The 17,060-nt window shown below is 63.0% G+C and carries 17 protein-coding genes and 1 pseudogene; 11 read left to right on the forward strand and 7 right to left on the reverse strand.

The features are described from left to right. The 3 genes from FHS79_RS17440 to FHS79_RS17450 form a co-directional block, all read left to right on the forward strand. Nucleotides 1–191: conjugal transfer protein TraD (locus FHS79_RS17440; RefSeq protein ID WP_184202955.1), on the forward strand; the 191-nt coding region annotated here is incomplete at its 5' end. A gap of 626 nt (nt 192–817) precedes the next feature. Continuing rightward, nucleotides 818–1,573 carry an EamA family transporter gene (locus tag FHS79_RS17445; protein ID WP_184202957.1) on the forward strand — a complete coding sequence of 252 codons (756 nt, stop codon included), beginning with the start codon at nt 818–820 and terminating at the stop codon, nt 1,571–1,573. A 2-nt stretch (nt 1,574–1,575) separates the two neighbouring features. Continuing rightward, complete coding sequence (locus tag FHS79_RS17450; protein WP_184202959.1) at nt 1,576–1,857, forward strand: hypothetical protein; 282 nt, start codon at nt 1,576–1,578, stop codon at nt 1,855–1,857. Nucleotides 1,858–2,507: 650 nt separating this feature from the next. On the opposite strand, the gene FHS79_RS17455 is transcribed toward FHS79_RS17450, so the two are convergent. Genes FHS79_RS17455 through FHS79_RS17465 form a run of 3 tightly spaced genes read right to left on the reverse strand, consistent with a single transcriptional unit; the run spans nt 2,508 to nt 4,384 of the window. Beyond that, a complete protein-coding gene (locus tag FHS79_RS17455; protein WP_184202961.1) occupies nt 2,508–3,431 on the reverse strand; it encodes a replication initiator protein A in 924 nt (307 codons plus the stop codon). Nucleotides 3,432–3,444: 13 nt separating this feature from the next. Next, the gene (locus tag FHS79_RS17460; RefSeq protein ID WP_184202963.1) at nt 3,445–3,756 is read right to left on the reverse strand and encodes a hypothetical protein; all 312 of its coding nucleotides are present in this window, start codon (nt 3,754–3,756) and stop codon (nt 3,445–3,447) included. After that, nucleotides 3,746–4,384: a nucleotide-binding protein gene (locus tag FHS79_RS17465; protein WP_184202965.1), complete on the reverse strand. Its 639-nt coding sequence runs from the start codon at nt 4,382–4,384 to the stop codon at nt 3,746–3,748. The genes FHS79_RS17460 and FHS79_RS17465 overlap by 11 nt, the downstream gene beginning before the upstream one ends. A gap of 219 nt (nt 4,385–4,603) precedes the next feature. Here FHS79_RS17465 and FHS79_RS17470 point away from each other — a divergent pair, with 219 nt between their 5' ends. From FHS79_RS17470 to FHS79_RS17485, 4 genes and pseudogenes are all read left to right on the forward strand, one after another. Further along, nucleotides 4,604–4,927 carry a type II toxin-antitoxin system RelE/ParE family toxin gene (locus FHS79_RS17470; RefSeq protein ID WP_184202967.1) on the forward strand — a complete coding sequence of 108 codons (324 nt, stop codon included), beginning with the start codon at nt 4,604–4,606 and terminating at the stop codon, nt 4,925–4,927. Further along, entirely contained in the window at nt 4,924–5,205 is a 282-nt protein-coding gene (locus tag FHS79_RS17475; RefSeq protein WP_184202969.1) for a helix-turn-helix domain-containing protein, read from the forward strand. Before FHS79_RS17470 ends, FHS79_RS17475 begins: the two co-directional genes overlap by 4 nt. Before the next feature lie 295 nt (nt 5,206–5,500). Further along, the gene (locus FHS79_RS17480) at nt 5,501–5,953 is read left to right on the forward strand and encodes a hypothetical protein (protein WP_184202971.1); all 453 of its coding nucleotides are present in this window, start codon (nt 5,501–5,503) and stop codon (nt 5,951–5,953) included. An 82-nt stretch (nt 5,954–6,035) separates the two neighbouring features. After that, a pseudogene (locus tag FHS79_RS17485) lies at nt 6,036–6,323 on the forward strand (HU family DNA-binding protein); the annotation flags it as partial. Between the two features lie 91 nt (nt 6,324–6,414). Here FHS79_RS17485 and FHS79_RS17490 read toward each other — a convergent pair. Continuing rightward, nucleotides 6,415–6,990 (reverse strand): recombinase family protein, encoded by a 576-nt coding sequence (locus FHS79_RS17490; protein ID WP_184202974.1) that lies wholly within the window; start codon nt 6,988–6,990, stop codon nt 6,415–6,417. 148 nt (nt 6,991–7,138) lie between these two features. After that, entirely contained in the window at nt 7,139–9,247 is a 2,109-nt protein-coding gene (locus FHS79_RS17495) for a TonB-dependent siderophore receptor (RefSeq protein WP_184202976.1), read from the reverse strand. 86 nt (nt 9,248–9,333) lie between these two features. On the opposite strand from FHS79_RS17495, the gene FHS79_RS17500 reads away from it, so the two are divergent. The 3 genes from FHS79_RS17500 to FHS79_RS17510 are packed head-to-tail and all read left to right on the forward strand — an operon-like array spanning nt 9,334 to nt 12,838. Next, on the forward strand, nt 9,334–10,050 hold the full coding sequence (locus tag FHS79_RS17500) for an ABC transporter ATP-binding protein (protein WP_207792437.1): 717 nt from the start codon (nt 9,334–9,336) through the stop codon (nt 10,048–10,050). Further along, a complete protein-coding gene (locus tag FHS79_RS17505; protein WP_184202978.1) occupies nt 10,047–11,465 on the forward strand; it encodes a DUF3526 domain-containing protein in 1,419 nt (472 codons plus the stop codon). The genes FHS79_RS17500 and FHS79_RS17505 overlap by 4 nt, the downstream gene beginning before the upstream one ends. Then, on the forward strand, nt 11,462–12,838 hold the full coding sequence (locus FHS79_RS17510) for a DUF3526 domain-containing protein (protein WP_184202980.1): 1,377 nt from the start codon (nt 11,462–11,464) through the stop codon (nt 12,836–12,838). Before FHS79_RS17505 ends, FHS79_RS17510 begins: the two co-directional genes overlap by 4 nt. 7 nt (nt 12,839–12,845) lie before the next feature. On the opposite strand, the gene FHS79_RS17515 is transcribed toward FHS79_RS17510, so the two are convergent. Together FHS79_RS17515 and traA are read right to left on the reverse strand one after the other, a co-directional pair. Then, nucleotides 12,846–13,580: a DUF6118 family protein gene (locus FHS79_RS17515; RefSeq protein ID WP_184202982.1), complete on the reverse strand. Its 735-nt coding sequence runs from the start codon at nt 13,578–13,580 to the stop codon at nt 12,846–12,848. A 9-nt stretch (nt 13,581–13,589) separates the two neighbouring features. Then, nucleotides 13,590–16,511 (reverse strand): Ti-type conjugative transfer relaxase TraA, encoded by a 2,922-nt coding sequence (gene traA, locus FHS79_RS17520; protein ID WP_184202984.1) that lies wholly within the window; start codon nt 16,509–16,511, stop codon nt 13,590–13,592. 178 nt (nt 16,512–16,689) lie between these two features. Between traA and FHS79_RS17525 the strand changes: the two genes are divergently transcribed. Then, nucleotides 16,690–17,019 carry a conjugal transfer protein TraD gene (locus FHS79_RS17525; protein WP_184202988.1) on the forward strand — a complete coding sequence of 110 codons (330 nt, stop codon included), beginning with the start codon at nt 16,690–16,692 and terminating at the stop codon, nt 17,017–17,019. Nucleotides 17,020–17,060 lie beyond the last annotated feature (41 nt).

Consider the following 17,060-nt stretch of genomic DNA (forward strand, 5'->3'; position numbering starts at 1 on the left):
TGGTCGAGCTGACCGACGACGATCGCGCGACACTCTATGGCGCGCTGCTCGATCTCGCCGGCCGCGCGCGTGGCGGTGATGCCGGGGACGTGCTGGCGCTCTGGAAGCGGCGCGGCAAGCGGGCGTTCGACGCGGAAGCGGTAGGAGGTGTGACGATCGTCGAAGCATTTGCACCGAAATGTGCGCCGTGAACCAGGTGCGGCAGTGACGGCAGCTCACGGAAGAGCAGCGGGCGTGATCCTCGCGCTCCTCTCTGCCGCGGCCTTCGCCTTCGGACCTGTCGGCGCGAAACTTGCGTTCGCGGATGGGGCTAGTGTGTTGGCGGTCGTTACCCTGCGCGGAGCCGTTGCGACCATATTTGCAGCGGGTGTGGGGCTCCGTGGGAATTCCTTCAGCCGTGTACGCTAACGCGTTGACGGTGCGATTAAGGACAACGGCAAACATCTGATTTCCGCGTCCCGGCCGACGGCTGCTGGTCCGACCCTCCAAAAGCGTCGTATATTGCGCGACAAACCCAGTCGGATCGCTAGGGTGGGCGACAACGTCCATTTTGGGGTTTGTCGTGTATGCTGGTCGGTTACACGCGCGTTTCCACCAACGATGAGCGGCAGTCGGTCGACCTGCAGCGTGACGCGCTGCTTGGCGCGGGCATCGCGCCGTTGCCTGGAGCCATATTGCGCTCACCGGCGACTATCTCTGGAACGAGATTGACCGCCCCCTCGAACGATACCGCCCGATCCGCGCCAACCGCTTCAATCCCAAGAACTTCCTGTTTCCTTAGCGTACACCGCTGAAGAAATGCCCACGGAGCCCCGGTGTGGTCGCTGCGACGACAAGTTCCTTTAATATAAGTCGGGATGCTTGGGTTCCCGCGCTATCGGGCGGTCTATTCCAGTCCGCCGTTGTCTACGCCCTTCTCGCCTCGGTTCTGTTCGTTCCGGTGGGCGTCGCGGTGCTGGTGTTCTTCGTGCATCCTGTCCTGATCGCCATTTTTGCTCATCTGCGCGGAAGGGAGCAGCTGACAACGACGCAGATGCTGGCAATGCTTGGAGTAATTGGTGGCCTGATGGCGATCCTGCTGCCGGGCGCGGAAACGCTAGATGCAAGGGGCCTGGGTCTTGCCGCACTGGCCGCTTTGGGAATGTGCGGTGTCGTTCTTTGCGCGGCGCGAGCGCAGGAACACGCGAGTAGCGTAATGGTGAACCTGGTTTCCACTGCCGGAAGCGTGCTGGCCTTCGCCATCCTGACGGCAATCCTCGGCGGCTGGACGACGCCTAGGGAAGCGGCGGGGTGGCTTGGCGTCGTCCTGGCAGGCTTCGGGATCGGGGTAGGACTGCTTGCCTTTCTTGCAGCACTGCGGCGTATCGGGCCGGTGCGTGCCTCAATGCTTACGATCATTGAGCCGTTGTTAGGAGCTGCACTGGCGACACTGTTTTTGGGCGAGAGGCTAGGGGCTGTTCAGTGGGCGGGGGCAGCCTTCATGGTTGCAGCGCTTGTGGTTTTCGAAGCTGGCGCACGGAAGGTTGCCCATTCCAGAGCAAGAGGCGTTGCTTCCGACGTCAGAGGAAAGTGAGCATGATAATCGACGTCGAAGCTGTCCGCACGCAAATCCGGGCGATGGATTTCGTGCGCGGCACGCCGGCTGAAGTCGAGATGTGGCGCGATGGCGTGGAGGATTCCCGCGCCAACCTCATGATCGAGGATATGACACCGACGCCGAACGAGAATGCGTTTTTCGACATGATGCTCGAAGAAGGGGTCTCCCCTCCCCTCGTCTCGCAAATCCTGCTCCGGCTGCTCGATCATCCCGACGCCGATCAGGCGCTGCCGGTCACGCCGATGGTCGCGGCGGACTGATGGCGGACCATGTCATAGGGAACACGAGCTCCACACACCGCGACCGGCCGGGAAAAGTGGACCCGCCACGAGTAGCAGCCGCGGCGGGCCAGCCGTTGGAATTTACGATTTACGAACCGGACCCAGCGAAGGCGAAATAAGCCCCGCTGGCGACCCCCGTCGCGTTCGGGGCTCGGAAGGCGCTGAACCCCTCTCCTGCTCTCTGGCGACCCTCCTGGGCAACCCTGGGGGCAGAAAGCGGCACTCCCCTCCAACTTCTTCCTCGCCAAGCTAGCGGCGCTTGCGCCGCTCCTGTGACGGCGATAGCCGGCACGCAACGAAGGCGCATCGGCCGCTAGGCCGATTCCATTGAACCTTGTTGCTTCGAGTTAGCGAGTGGTGCGTACCATGGCGTGGTGTATCGGGGTTTTGGCCCCTGCGTTGGGCGCGTCCTGGGGTTATCCACAACCTGAATCGCTTAAGAAGAATCTACTATGTAATAGTAGGTTTAAGACTCTTACGGAGCGCTTTCGTGTTGTCTCCTCAATGACTTAGCGGCGGTTTTGGGGGCCAAAACCCCGTGATTCGCGGGGCCGAAACCCCGTGATTCGCAGGGGCCATTCCCCCGATAGTAGGACCACCACCACTATCGGGGTTTTGGCCCCTGGGATTTAGTCGGCGGGGAACCCCATCGGCGGGCGTGGCAAACGCTTGAACTGGAAGCCTGGATGGTTGGTCGAGAGCTGGCATCGCTCTGTGAAGTTAAGAACCTCCTCACCTTCATCGTTTCTCACCAATTCGAGCCAGTATCCGGGCAGTCGCTGCCGCTCGACAGCGACCCGCAACTCCTTGGCGAAATCAGCTACCCGCTGGGTGCTTCCGCTCTTGTGATGAAGCTGCTTCATGGTGAAGGCCCAGCCCCCCGCCTGATGCCCGCCATGCTTGCGGACAACGCGGTAGAGCCATCGTTCAATCCCGCCGGTCAGTTTGAAGTAGGCACGATCGATGCCGAGAACGAGACGGTCGGTCAGCACGCCTTCGTAAAGCCAATCCGATATGGTGAACTCCACCCCGGTCGATCGCCCTAGATCGTCGGTGGGTGCGGCGTAGCGCTCGATCCAGTGGAAGCCCTCCGGGCGCTTTTTCTTGCCCTGACGGATGTTGGTGCGGATCAGTGTCGCGCTCAAGCGCTCCAGCGCCTCCACAATGCGGCGATACTCGTCCCCCCCGGTCGGCCGGTCGATGCCGCGTAGCAGCTCGTAGAGCGGAACGTGGAAGTGGGGCGTCGTGGGCTGACCCTGCGCTTTCGCCGCCCGAAGCTGCGACACGGCCCATATCAGGATGTCGCAATCCCAAATCGTTGCGATGCCGATCTCGGCCGGGGCCGTGACGTTGACGGTCACGGTCGTGGTGCCGTTCTGAACCGAATAGTCGATCGGCTCGCTGCGGCGCTGCTTGGATAGGCTGAAAAACGGCCGCTCCATCATTTCCTGCTCGTCGTGGGTCGGTATATCGCCGGGAAGCGTCACGAACAGGTCGAGCTGGTCGAGCAAGCCAGCCGAACCGTCTTCTTTCCTTCGCACCTTCTTAGTCATAAAGGCTCCAAGGTCAGCGCCGTGATCGGCCGCTCGGCACGCTTGCGGCGACCGCCTCCAGCGGCTCCAACCCACGCGCCTCCAGTAGTCGGTTCCAGGCCTCATGGCCTAGCTTCTGCAAGCTCAATCCACTGTCTAAGCTGAGCTGGCGAAGCCGCTTGCGGTCGCGCGGGGTGACTTGCACATTGATTGGCACGATCGCCGGCGTTCCACTCTCCTTGGCGACGCTGATGTCCACCGCCGCTGCGGTCGGAGTCACGGTCGGCTCCTCGTCCAGCTCGCCCATCACGTCGGCGAGCGCGCGGCCGGTGCGCTTACTGCTCATGTCGTATCTCCTGAATCCAGCTCCAAACCTGGCGTAGCTCGTCGGCCGCTTCGCGCGCGGCGTGACCCCGCATTTCGGTGACACCCCTCCCCTCAAGCGAAGCGTCCAGATAAATGGTGCGGTCCGACAGGTGAGTCGGGCAAACCGGGACCGGGTAGCGTGACAGGGCGGCACGCGCCGCCGTCGCCCGTGAATCATTTTTCGCCGCATTGACGATGACAACCGCGCGCCGATCAAGTCGGCGCAAGATTTTCAACGTCTCGCCAACCGCCTCCAAATCGTCCGGGGACGGCCGCACCGGCACAATCACCAAGTCCGCCACACGCGCCGCTTCGGCCTCGGGTTCTTCAACGGCTGGGCGAGTGTCGATGAACAGCGCGCCCTCGGGCTTGCGTCGGAGGCTCTTGGCCGCGTCGGTCAGGGTGGTGCCGTCCAGGTCAATCAGCTCGGGGCGCTCAAGGGCTGGCTCGATCCGCTCGCGGCGTGTCCACCATTTTGTCGTCGTCCGCTGCGGATCGCGATCAATGATGAGGCTTGGCTCCGTCTCGCCTGCGAGAACCGCAAGCTGACGGGCAAGGGTGCTTTTCCCCGCGCCACCCTTCTGGGTAATGAGTGAATAGATTTGCACCTTAGGCCCTTCTCGCCCTCTTACCTGTGACACTATGAAGGATAGAAAGAAATAAGGAAATACCCTTTACACCTTCCTCGCGCGAGCGATCGTCACGCGCCAGCGACGAAACGCCTGTAGGCGGCTCGGTCGGAGCGCGAGCGGAGATAGAGCGCGGACCGGCCCGGGCGCGCCAGCCCCACCTTGCATTTCCGTATCGGTTCTGATACGCAACCTGCGGTGAAGTCGATTATCTTTCTCGGGGACAGCCGCGACCGTCTGCGCGAGTTCCCGGACAAGGCGCGGTCGCGTGCGGGCTTTGAGCTTGGAAAGGTCCAGGCGGGTGACGAGCCTGCGGACTGGAAACCTATGCCGAGCGTGGGGCCGGGCGTGCGCGAGATCAGGGTGAGGGAAGCGGCCGGTGCGTTCCGGGTCGTTTATCTCGCCGCAGTCGAGGAGGGCGTATTGGTCCTGCATGCGTTTCAAAAGAAGACGCAGGCGACGCCGAAGGCGGATTTGGATTTGGCCGCAAAGCGGCTGCGGACGTGGAAGGAAGCACGATGAAGGTCGAGACGTTCAGCAATGTGTGGGAAGCCCTCTGCGACACGCCCGCGGAGGCCGCCAACATGACGGCGCGCTCCGACCTGATGCGCGCGGTCACGGCACGGGTAAAAGGTTGGGATCTGCCCCAGGATGAGGCCGCAGCGCGGCTCGGGATCACTCGGCCGCGCCTGTCGGATTTGCTTCGGGGCAAGATCGACAAGTTTTCGCTCGACGCGCTGGTGAATCTCACTGCCGCGGCCGGGCTGCATATCGAAATGCGGATCGCGGAAGCGGCCTAAGCGATATGTCCGTCACGGCTAGGTTCAAGAGCGACGCTTTCGAGGCGATCCATTCGTCCGCCTCGGCGATGCTCAAGGTCGGCACGATCGACAAAGCGACGATGCGCCGCTTCAATGAAACGTGCTTGGCCGTGCCGGTCGTGGCTCCATGCGAAAGCATGGTTCGGAAGTTTGCTACGGGAATCCTCCACTAATCACCTTTTCGCCTGTGACACTAAGAAGGTTTTTAGGCGAGTAGGGGCTTAGAGCGAAGTTTCCGCTTTCGTTCTCGTGCGCCGTGACTCATAGAATCGTCATGCCGATCGCGCGCGAACATCGCTGGCTTTATCCGATCGACTGGCGCGAGTTGTCCAACCTCATCCGGTTTCAACGGGCGAAGGGACGGTGCGAGCGTTGCCAGCGTCCGCATGGCCGCGACGTGCTGCACCTCGGCAATGGCGTCTGGTGGGACGATGACAAGGCGATCTGGCGTGACGGGCAGGGCAGAGGGCTTCGCCGCTTACCGACGCCTGATGACCTCTCCCAAGCTCAACCGGGGTTCGTCGGTATCGACCCGCCCGCTCAACTGCGGGTCACGCGCGTGGTTCTCGCCAGCGCGCACCTGAATCACGATCCCGGCGACAACCGGCCGCGCAACCTCGCCGCACTTTGCCAGCGCTGCCACATGGTTCACGACGCGGTTGAACATCGCCGGCGCCGTTGGTTCAACGCCTTCCGGCTGCGCGCGATCGGCGACCTGTTCGCGTAACCGGAGTTTGCAGACACTAAAGTTTCGGCGGTGACGCCGGACGCAGACGCGGTTAGGTCTTCGTGCTCAGGCTCACAACAGGAAGCGGACTGCCATGAACAACAGTGATCTTGCCGACAAGCTCGCCACAGAGCACGGTGTCACCAAGTCGGACGCCCGCAAGCTGGTCGATGCTGTCTTCGCCGCTATTGGCGATGCGGCGGCTCAAGGCGAGGAAATCTCGCTCAACGGCTTTGGCAAGTTCAAGGTGAAGGCGAACCCAGAACGTGAGGGCCGCAATCCCGCGACTGGTGAAGCCATGACGATCAAGGCATCGAATAAGCTGACCTTCGCGCCAGCGAAAGCGGTCAAGGATAAGCTCAACGGCTGAGTTAGCGGGGAATGACTGCCGGGCCGCAAGGCCAGGCCCACAGGGTTGGGTGGGTGGGACAAGGACGCGGCCGTCCAATGACGGCCTCCGCTTACGCCGGCTGACGAAGCGAGCTGCGCCCGCCGGGAATATGCCGGTAGAGCGTCGATGGCTGCACCCCGAGCTGCTGCGCCACCTCCTCGACGGTGATGGTTGGATCGGCGAGCATGGCCTTGGCGCGCTTGATCTCGGCCGGCCCCATCGCCGGCTTGCGACCGCCACGACGACCTAGCGCCTTCGCATGGGCAAGGCCGGCATGGGTGCGCTCCAGGGTAAGCTCGCGCTCGAACTCCGCCACGGCGGCAAATACGTGGAACACCAATCGTCCGCCGGGGCTGGTGGTGTCGATCGCCTGGGTGAGCACGCGAAGGCCGATCTCGCGCTTAGCGAGATCTTCGGCCGTTTCCACAAGCTGCCGGACGGACCGCGCCAGGCGGTCCAGCTTCCACACTGCCAACGTGTCGCCGGCACGGAGATAATCGAGCGCGGCTTTCAGCTCGGGCCGGTCGCGTTGCGCGCCCGACGCCTTCTCCATGAACACCCGCTCGCATCCGGCTTGGCGCAAAGCCTCAAGCTGTAGGGCAGGGGACTGGTCCCTGGTGGACACGCGCGCGTAGCCGACGAGCAAGGCTCTTCTCCGAAAACTCGACTCGACCTAGTCGAATTTCGGAGAAGGAAACAGGGGACGGTTTCTAGAGGCGGGGAGGGCCGTTTCGGCGACCTCAGCCGCGATCGGCGCGGCTCTCGCGCGAACGATCGTTTTCGGGAGCCGCCAACTAGAACCCGTAGCCGACGCCCACTCGCACGGTCAGCGGTTCCCCGAGCAGCACCGTTCTCGTTCCCGATGGCGATGCGGAATCGACATAGTTCGCGTCAAACAGGTTGTAAGCATTGAGCCGCAGCCGCCAGCGATCCAGCCGGTAATCGAGCAGAGCATCGGCCACGACATAATCGGGGATGACATAGCTGTTTGGTAATGTGCCTTCCCGCTTGCCAACATAGCGACCACCACCACCGATCGTAAGCACGCCTGGGCCAAGCGGCAGGACGTAGGACGACCATAAATTGACCAGATGTGATGGAACGCTGACCGGTCGGTCGCCGACAAACAACGGATTGGTATCCTTTCGGACGGTCACGTCGGTGTAGGTGTAGGCTGCGGTTACGTTCCAGCGATCGGAGAGGCGGACCGCTGCGTCGGCTTCGAATCCCTGACTTCGCTGTTGCCCCGTCTGAAGTTGAAGGCCGGGAACGCCGGGAAACGCCACCAGCACGTTGTCGCGGGTGATGCGATACACCGATACGTTCGTGCGAATGCGGCCGCCGGCAAGGTCGGTTTTGATCCCAGCCTCATACTGCGTCGCCTGCTCCGGCTCGAACGGTTCGCTGTCGGCCGATACACCAAAGCTAGGATTAAACGCCTCTGCATAGCTGACAAAGAAACCGGCGCCGGGCGTGACCTGATAGACCCCACCGACGCGGAAGGTGAAATCAGCATCGCGTTGCCTGCGGCGCTGGCTGGTCAGCCGGTCGAAGTTGCGCGTTTTGGAAATGTCATACCGTCCGCCGATCAGGACGCTGAGACGCTCACCGATCTTCGTCTGGTTCTGAAGATAAAAACCATAGAGTGAGTCGTTGCGGATGAAGTCCAGAACGGGGAACAAGGGTGTCGGCTGCTGCCCGTAGACCGGTTGGTATATGTCGAGCGGCCCGATGCCGCCAAAGCTGAACACCTGATCGACACGCTGTTGAAGCAGATCGGCCCCCGCGATGAACGTCGTGTCGAGCCCTCCCCAAGCGAAGCGGCCCTGAACCTGTGTATCGAGCGCGAACGCACGATCGTCTTGGGGAACACTCCCGATGAAGCGTTGAAGCGTCCGGCCATCTGCGTCGAGGCCGCCCGAGAAGATACCCAATGAATCGAGGTCTGTGTGGGTGAAGCGCCCGTTCTGCCGCAAAGTCCAACGATCGTCGAAAACGTGCTCTAGCTGATAACCAATCTGCTGGCGGTCGATACGGTCGTTATCAAAGCCCGGCTCGCCAATGTTGCGATTACGAGGGACTTTGCCGTTGGGGTTCGGCAAGAACACGCCCTCGGGCGGTATGCCGGCATAGTTTCCATCACGTCTGTCCCGGATAATCGCACCGAGAACGGTTAGCGTTGTCCCGCCCGACTTCCAGCGCAGCGACGGGGCGACGTAAAGGCGACGGCGCTCTATAAAATCGATCGAATCCTCCAGATTGCGGTAGATCGCGTTGATCCGACCGCTGAGCGCACCGTCATTAGTCACCGGTCCGCCTATGTCGATCAGCCCTTGATACGTTCCAAAGCTGCCCCCCATTATCTCGGTTGAGAAGAGCGGAGTGTCGGTTGGACGCTTACTAATCTGGTTGATGATGCCACCGAGCGAACCTTGGCCGAACAGCACCGAGCCGGGGCCTTTGAGAACCTCGATCCGCTCCAGGCCAAGCGGCTCTTGCTGCACGAACGCGCTTCCTCGTTCCACCCGAAGCCCGTCGAGATAGATGGATGCGTTGGCATCGAAACCGCGAATGACGATGTTATCGAAGCCACGACGTGAACCTACATCCGCTACGCCGCTGACATTGTATAGCGCCTCCGTCAGCGAGAATGGGCGGCGTTCATCAATCAGCGTGGCGCTTACGACCGCGATCGACTGCGGCACCTCAATCAACGGGGTGTCGGTCTTGGTTCCGGTCACGGCGCTCGCCGCGCTGTACTTGCCAGTGACGACAATTTCCTCCTGTTGCTGCTCTGTCGAGCTCACGGCAGGGTCGGTTATGGCGGACTGCGCAATTGCAGGGCTATGAAGCAACAGCGCGCTCGACGCCCAAAGCGCAGCGCCCGTAAGACGGATAGACATGTTTTCCCCCAAGGCCGGCTGGCATATTCGAGTTGGCCGTGTAATGGTATATCGCACCGCACGACAAGGTCTAACGATGCAGGGGATTGATTTTGCTTGAGGCCCGCAATGTCACCAAGCGGTTTGGCCCGCACATCGCACTCAAGAACCTCAACCTCACTGTATCGCAAGGAGAAATCGTCTGCCTGCTGGGCGCAAACGGTGCCGGCAAATCGACGATGGTCAACCTGTTTTTGGGTTTCCTGAAACCCGATGAGGGCACCATCGTGATCGCGGGACGTCCAGTGAGCGATGATCTCCGCGCGGCACGCGCACGTGTCGCCTATATCCCGGATCAGGTGAACCTCTTTCCTCTGCTGAGCGGCGTCGAAAATCTAACCTACTTCGCCGAACTCGCTGGCCGTCGCCTAACGGTGGGTGAGGCGACGGTGCTGCTGGTCGAAGCCGGGCTGAACGGAGAAGACGCAACCAAGCGAATGGGCGATTACTCGAAGGGGATGCGGCAGAAGGTCGGTATCGCCATAGCGCTCGCCAAACAGGCCGATGCGCTGCTGCTCGATGAACCGCTGAGCGGCCTAGACCCTCTCGCCGCCAACGATTTCGGTGCGCATATCCGCTTGCTGCGAGACGCCGGAAAGGCCGTGCTGATGGTCACTCACGATGTTTTCCGAGCGCGCGAGATCGCCGATCGCATCGGCATTATGAAAGCGGGCCAACTGGTCGAGACTGTCGATGCGCGCGCTGTCGAGTCTAATGCACTCGACCGGCTCTACGCTGATCACATGCGAGGCGAATTACGATGATCGCCGCCGTTATCGCCAAGGAGTTTCGCGAACTCGCCCGTGATCGCCGCATCGGGATCATCGCGATCGTGTTGTCGCTGCTGGCCCTGGTCGCCATCGTGATCGGAACAGTTCAGCAAGCCCGCTATGCCGACGATCGGCGAATCGCGGTCGCGGCCGATCAGTCGCTTTGGTACGACCAAGGTGCCGTGAACCCGCACGTCGCCGCGCACATGGGTCAATACGCCTTTCGTCCGCCCGCCGCGCTCGGGCCGTTCGATCCGGGTTTGTCGCCTTGGCTAGGGCAAGCGGTGTGGATTGAGGCCCATTATCAGAACCCGCCCCAGGCCCGCCCAGCACAGTCAGCAGGACTCGTTCAGCGTTTCGGCGATCTTTCCCCCGCTTGGATTCTTCAGGCGTTGATGCCGTTGCTCATAGTGATGGCAGGGTTTGCGGCCATCGCTGGCGAGAGGGAGGGCGGCAACCTGCGGCTTCAGCTTATGCAGGGTGCCCGACCTCTCCCGCTGCTCGCGGGCAAAGCCGGTGCAATGTTCGGCGGAGCCGCGCTGCTGGTTACGGGAATTTTGCTGGTTGGCGGTGGTTTTACAACACTGACCGGGGGCATCAACGCGGACGGATTGCTTCGTCTGGCAAGTGCGTGGGTAGTCTATCTGCTTTACGCGGCCGTCTGGGCTGCGTTGACCGTTGGAGTTTCCGCCTTGGCAGCGACCGCGCGAGGCGCACTGCTTGCGCTGCTCTGCCTATGGATGACGAGTGTCGTGCTGGTGCCCCGGCTCGCTGCCGAACAGGCGATCAGGTCGCATCCGGTGCCAAGCGCCGGAGAGTTCTGGAATGATGTGACCATAGCCCGCCAAGCCGGAGTAACCGGGCACGACGTCGGCAATCCAGCAATGGCCACACTGCAGAAAGAGGTTCTGGCACAATATGGAGTGACCTCACTCGAGGAACTTCCGGTGGATTTCTCGGGAATCGCCCTTCAAAAAGGTGAAGAATATAGCGATACGATCTACGATCGCCTTTACGGTGACCTAGCGGCGATCGAGGACGCACAGGCAACATCGCAACGCTGGTTCGCGCCGCTGTCGCCGGCAATATCGGTGCGCTTCCTGTCAATGGGGCTGGCAGGCAGTGACCTTCTCCATCAGCGCGCCTTTGCTGCCGCTGCCGAGACGCACCGCCGAACGCTCCAACGACAGCTCAACGCCGAGCAGACGCGCACCGGCAAAGGCCGCAACAATGCGAACACCGCCGATCGCTCCTTCTGGGAAACGGTCCGCACCTTTACCTACCGCTCGCCCGGTCTCGAAACCTTTGCGGAGCGTTATCTTGCCGATCTCGCTATTATATTGGGATGGGTGGTGGCAGCCTTGGCCTTCCTCGCATTCGCAGCGCGTAGGCTGGGAAAACGGGCATGACGATGCTGCTTCAAGAATGGCGAATAACCTGGCGTGTGCCGATGTTTCGTTGGGCGTGCCTCGCGCTGGCGCTGCTCACGATCGCTTGCTTGTGGAACGGTCAGCGCTTCAAGGCTGATCGCGACGCACAGGTTCGAGCCGAGATTGAGCGCTCGGTAGCTAAGCGCAGCGCTGACCGCGAAACCCTCTTGCGGGTCGAGGCTGGCCGCGAGCCTCCACCATTTTGGGGGGCGGGCGAACCGAACATCGCGGACTGGAACGCCGCACGACCATCGGGTCCGCTCGCGGCCCTGAGCTTCGGCCGCGAGGATATTCAGCCCTTCTCGGCAAACGTGTCGCTGTTCATGGTTCGTGCGGATAATTTGTTCCGCAAATTTGAGTTCGGAAGTACCTATGCGCTGGCCGCAGGCCGGTTCGATGCGGGATTTCTAGTCGTTCTACTGCTACCGCTCGCGCTCCTGATGTTGACCTACAATGTTGTTGCGGAGGAACGAGAAACCGGGCGGTTACGACTTGCTGCCATCCAGAGTTCCGCATTCGGCCGAAGGTTGGCGCTACGGCTGCTCCTGCGCGCCTTACCAGTATTTGCCTGCCTTCTCGTCATCGCCGCAGCTGCGCTCCTGTGGGGAGCACCTGGCGGGCGTCTTGCGGTATGGACTGGCAGCGCTACCCTTTATCTCTTCTTCTGGCTTGGAGTGGCAGCGATCACCGCCGGGCTGCCGTGGCGTCAGCACGTTCTGGCACTCGCCGGCGCTGGCATTTGGCTCGTAATCGCGGTTCTTCTCCCGGCGATGGGCGGCGCAATCGCGGAGATGATTGCACCTGGGCCATCGGCTTTTGTAGAGATCAACCATGTCCGTGAAGCATCGAACCGCGCGAACTTACGCATTAACGAGACGCTGAAAGGCTATGTGACGGAGCATCCCGAACTCCAGGGCGATAACGACGAGTACTGGCCGGCTAAGCTTTATGCGGCGCAGCGAGTGGTAGAGGCAGAGGTCGGACCTGTGCTTGCAAATCGTGCCGTGATTCAGGCGCGCCATGACCTCTGGACGAACCAACTGCGCTTTCTCTCACCGACTGCCGCGCTCGATCAAGTGCTGACTGACGCCGCTGGCACCGGTCGTAAGCGGCAGCAGGCCTATGTCGATCAAGCGCAAGGCTTCCTGCGGCATTGGGGCACTGTGCTATCGCCGATGATCTTCCGTCAAACGCGTCTGACATCGGCGGACACAGAACGCCTTCCCGTGTTCAGTTTTCAGGAACCGAATCCGCCAACACAGCTAATCGGGTCTTCGTTGCTTTATTTATTAGGAGCCGCCGGCTTGGCGCTAGCATGGGGCTATCGAAAAATTGTGCGTTTGGACAGGTAAGCAGCGTCTAGGGTGCGGGCGCAATCCTGATCGTGCATCGCAACGTGTCACGCGCCTTGGCTGCGGCTTTGCTGCATCCCTCAATCGTCTCGCGATTGGCGGTGACGATCCGATCGCCGGCGACGATCGCGCGAAACTGCGCCGTATCAGCGCTCTGCATCATCCGCTGGCCTGCTTCCCAACGGGGCAGGCGCAACGTCCGTGCCGCCATGCGCTCGGGCCAATGCCAGCTGGCCGTCGCAACCTCGCGCGCGACGATACCGGGAACGATCGCCCATGCGAGGATGCCAGCCGCCACCCCGCCCAGGCCGAACCATAGCTGCCGGTTCTTCTGGTCATGCCTGGTCCATGCGGACCCGGCAATGGTGCGAAGGTCGGCCATGACGCGGGCCTTGTCCTCGCCCGCCTTAACAAGCGCCGCCTGATCCTCACGCCGGGCAGCATTCCCGGCTGCGGCGATACGCTGCGCCATGTCCTCGGGGGTCATCGCCAAGGCCGGAGCCTTGGCGAGTATCTGGCCGATCGCGTTGATCCGCCCGGTCGCGGTGTTCATGCCCTGCTGGAGCGCGCCAAGCGTCTCGGTATAGTCGGGCACGTCTTGTCCGCCGCGCTCGGCCGCAAGCCCCTCCACCGCGCGACGTAACAGCGCCTGCTCGCTTCGCATGGACGCCACCTCGGCGCTCAACCGGTCGAATGCCTCGGCTGCGGTTTCCTGGCCGTCCTCTTTGTCCAGCTCGTCCATCGCTTTCCCTTACCGGCTCATGCCGCGATCACGCTCGCGAACGATCGCCACCGACTGCGCCAGCTCCTGCCCGATCGAGCGCCCGCGTTCCATTTTCAGCGCGAGTTCGGGCGCGCGGGCGCGCAATACCGATTCGAGCTGCGGGTCGCGGTGCAGCCCCCCCGCCAGCTTCTCCATGCGTCCGCGCAACCGCTCCGCGCCGTCCTTGTCGCCCGTTTGCTCCCTGGCCGTGCGGTCGCGCTGCATGGCCTGCCAGCCTTTCACGAAGCGGTCGGCGCGCAACTCGGGGTCGAGCCGCACCCGTTGCTCCTCCGCCATCGCGCGCGACGCGCCACCCGTCTTCCCCTCGGCCGCGTCGCGCACGAGCTGCGGATTGCGCGCCAGCGCAGACGCAAGGTCGCGCCAGCCCTGCGGTCGCAAGGCTTCGACAGCCTCGCCGGCACGGCGCAACGCGCTCTCCTGGTGCGGCAGCACCGGCAGGTCGTTCTCCCGCATCCGTTTGATGTCAGCTACGACGTGCGCGTAACGCTTGATCGCCTTCGCCTGGTCGGGCTGGCCGGTGGGTGCGCGTTCGGCCCGCTCGATCGCCGGCGACGTCGTTCGTTCTGATGGGGGTTTCGGCTTGAACCCGGCGAACATGCCTCGCGCCTTGGCCTGAACTTTCTCGACCATCTCCCGCGCGAGTTCCGGGAACCGGATCTCGCGCCGCTCGGCGAACGCGCGCGCCTGATCCGGCTCGGGCCGCGCATAGTCGCCCGCCATGTCCTTGCCTCGGTCGCGCGACAGGGCGCGGACGAGCTGGCGCTGATCGGCGAAGTCGTCACGGCCATAGTGAAGCTGCACCCCGTCGCGGTGCCGTGACATGCCGACATAGGCGCTGTGGCGGTCCATGCCCGGCGTCGCCAGCACGTGCGCCTGATCGACCGTCACGCCCTGCGATTTGTGGAACGTCGCCGCATAGCCATGATCGACATGGGCGTAGTCCTTCGTGTCGAACGCGACGCTGCGACCATCGTCCAGCTTCACGGCCATACCCTCGGCCGATACCCGCTCGATCGTGCCAAGCGTGCCGTTCTTGACGCCCATGCTTCGCTCGTTGCGAAGGAACATCATCCGGTCGCCGCTCGCGAACTGCCGTTCGCCGCGCTCGGCCTTCACCGCCACGTCGCTCCCAAGATCGCCGCTCGCCCGCAAGCGCCCGCGCGCCTCGTCATTCAGCTCGCGGACCTCGGCGTTGGTGTGGGTGAGGATGATCCGGCTCTTGTCCGGATCGGCCTGCCGCGCCCGATCCCAACCATCGACAAGCTCGCTACGCGCCTGCTCGCGGGTGTCGGCCACATGGACCATACCGCGTTCGTCATAGGCGTGCACCGCCTCGCCGGTGCGACCCGTCGCCAGCGCGCGCGTGGCGTCGCGCTGCCAGTCCTCGCGCTGCCGGCGTATTTCGGTGATCTCGGCCGCGCCGTGGCGCTCGGTGATGCTGCGGAACGCCGCGCCGGCCTCGATCGCCTGCAACTGCTCGGGGTCGCCGACCATCACGACCTTGGCCCCGGCGTCGCGGGCCTGGCTCAACACGCGCTCCATCTGGCGCGAGCCGATCATGCCCGCCTCGTCCACCACCAGCACGTCCCTGGGGCCTAACTGCTCGCGCCCCTGCCCCCATGCATGTTCAAGGCTGGCGATCGTCCGCGACGCGATGCCCGACCCACTCTCAAGGTTCTCGGCCGCGATGCCCGACAACGCCGCGCCGCGCACGGTGTAGCCCTGCCCCTCCCACGCCTCACGCGCGACACCAAGCATGGCGGATTTTCCGGAACCGGCATAGCCGACGACCGACGCCAGCCCGGCACTGCCGGTCACATGCTCAAAGGCGTCGCGCTGCTCGCCCGACAGGACAAGCCCCCGCCCCTCTGCCGCACTGATCGCACCGTCTCGGGTAGCGCGGGCGACACCATGCTCGCTTCGCCCCGCCAACTCGTCACCGGCACGCTCAAGCCGGTTCTCGACCGCGATCATCTCGCGGTTCGTGAACCGCTCCTGGTCGCGCCCATCCTTTCCCAACGCGACCAGCTCGGGGCTGCCGCGCACGGCCCCCATCACCTGGTCGAACTGCTCCTTGCCATCACTGTGCCGGAACGCGAACGTCGCGAGGTCACGGGTCGTGAACGTCGATTGCTGCCGCGTGATGGCGTCCAGCGCGATCGACGGGTTGGCGACGATCTTCTCGCCGTTCTCCCGCGCGATGCGCGCGTGATCCTCGATCCGCTCCGCCTCAAGCCCTTGGCTTGGTCGCCGTGACGCAGCCGGGCCGATCTTGTGCTGCGGCTCCAGCTCGATCCCCTGATCGGCATAGGAACGATGGTCGATCCGCGCGTTGATGCTCAGCTCGGCAAGCCGCTCGTTGACGTGTGCGCTCCACGCCTCCCGCCAGTCTTTCAACAATCCCCGGTCGTTCCAGTCGGCAACCTTATTGCCGAACCCTTGCCCGTCTACATGGCGCATCGACAACATGACGTGCGCGTGCGGCTTGGGGCTGCCGTCCGCCGCCTTGTCCCAATGCACGTTGAGGTCGGCGACCATGCCGCGCTTCACGAACTGCTCGTCGACGAAGTCGCGCGCCAGCTGCACGCCCTGCTTCTCGTTCATCTCGCGTGGGATCGAGAACTCCACCTCGCGCGCCAACTGCGCGTCGTAGCGCTTCTCCTGCGCCTCGATCTCGTTCCACAAAGTCGTTCGATCGGACAAACGCTCCGGCGCGCCCTCGGGCAACATCACCTCGGAGTGGATCACCCCCGCCTTGTTGGTGAAGTCGTGATTGCGGTTCAGCCGGTCGTCGTGCAGCCGCTCGGCGGCACGATAGGCCGCGCTTGCGACCGCGCTGCTGCCTACCTTGCGGCTAATGATCTTGGCGGAGAAGTGGTAGATCGCCATACCGGAGCCAACGCTACCTCTCTTCGTGCAGAACGGCAACGTCGTTCTATAAGCGCGCACTATTAATTCGCTTCGCTCCTCGTGATTGACTAGATAGTGCTTCCCGTACCGTTCAGACTTTACCCTATCGTTGGCGGCGCTAAGATACGAACGAACGATACGCGGAAGGGTGAAGGCGATGCGCAAGGTTCGAGATTACGATGCCGAACTGAAAGCGCTGGGTGACAAGGCCCGCGCTCTGAGGGCAAAGCGGGTCGAACAGCTCGGCCAGCTCGTCGCAACAACCGGGGCCGATGCACTCGATGCCGAGACACTGGCCGGAGCGTTGCTCGACGCAATCGGATCGAAGGACACCCGCGCGAAGGAGGCATGGCGTGCGAAGGGCGCTGCCTTCTTTCAACGGCGCGGGAAGAAAGCCGGCGGCGCTGATGCACTCGACAGATCGGGCGCTCCGGCTGAACCGGGCGGCGACACTGCGCGCGGAAGCAGCCCTACGGCGAACGGATAGCAGGGCCTGGGTCGTGCAACGCCGCGAACGGACGCGCCACC

It is taken from the genome of Polymorphobacter multimanifer, assembly GCF_014205635.1.
In the GTDB taxonomy this organism is placed as follows: domain Bacteria; phylum Pseudomonadota; class Alphaproteobacteria; order Sphingomonadales; family Sphingomonadaceae; genus Sandarakinorhabdus; species Sandarakinorhabdus multimanifer.

What these genes read in the sequence shown, in the direction of transcription:
- FHS79_RS17525 (WP_184202988.1), top strand. Translation starts at nt 16,690, where the DNA reads ATGCGCAAGGTTCGAGATTACGATGCCGAACTGAAAGCGCTGGGTGAC.
- FHS79_RS17450 (WP_184202959.1), top strand. Translation starts at nt 1,576, where the DNA reads ATGATAATCGACGTCGAAGCTGTCCGCACGCAAATCCGGGCGATGGAT.
- FHS79_RS17510 (WP_184202980.1), top strand. Translation starts at nt 11,462, where the DNA reads ATGACGATGCTGCTTCAAGAATGGCGAATAACCTGGCGTGTGCCGATG.
- traA (WP_184202984.1), bottom strand. Translation starts at nt 16,511, where the DNA reads ATGGCGATCTACCACTTCTCCGCCAAGATCATTAGCCGCAAGGTAGGC.
- FHS79_RS17460 (WP_184202963.1), bottom strand. Translation starts at nt 3,756, where the DNA reads ATGAGCAGTAAGCGCACCGGCCGCGCGCTCGCCGACGTGATGGGCGAG.
- FHS79_RS17515 (WP_184202982.1), bottom strand. Translation starts at nt 13,580, where the DNA reads ATGGACGAGCTGGACAAAGAGGACGGCCAGGAAACCGCAGCCGAGGCA.
- FHS79_RS17475 (WP_184202969.1), top strand. Translation starts at nt 4,924, where the DNA reads ATGAAGGTCGAGACGTTCAGCAATGTGTGGGAAGCCCTCTGCGACACG.
- FHS79_RS17495 (WP_184202976.1), bottom strand. Translation starts at nt 9,247, where the DNA reads ATGTCTATCCGTCTTACGGGCGCTGCGCTTTGGGCGTCGAGCGCGCTG.
- FHS79_RS17480 (WP_184202971.1), top strand. Translation starts at nt 5,501, where the DNA reads ATGCCGATCGCGCGCGAACATCGCTGGCTTTATCCGATCGACTGGCGC.
- FHS79_RS17505 (WP_184202978.1), top strand. Translation starts at nt 10,047, where the DNA reads ATGATCGCCGCCGTTATCGCCAAGGAGTTTCGCGAACTCGCCCGTGAT.
- FHS79_RS17455 (WP_184202961.1), bottom strand. Translation starts at nt 3,431, where the DNA reads ATGACTAAGAAGGTGCGAAGGAAAGAAGACGGTTCGGCTGGCTTGCTC.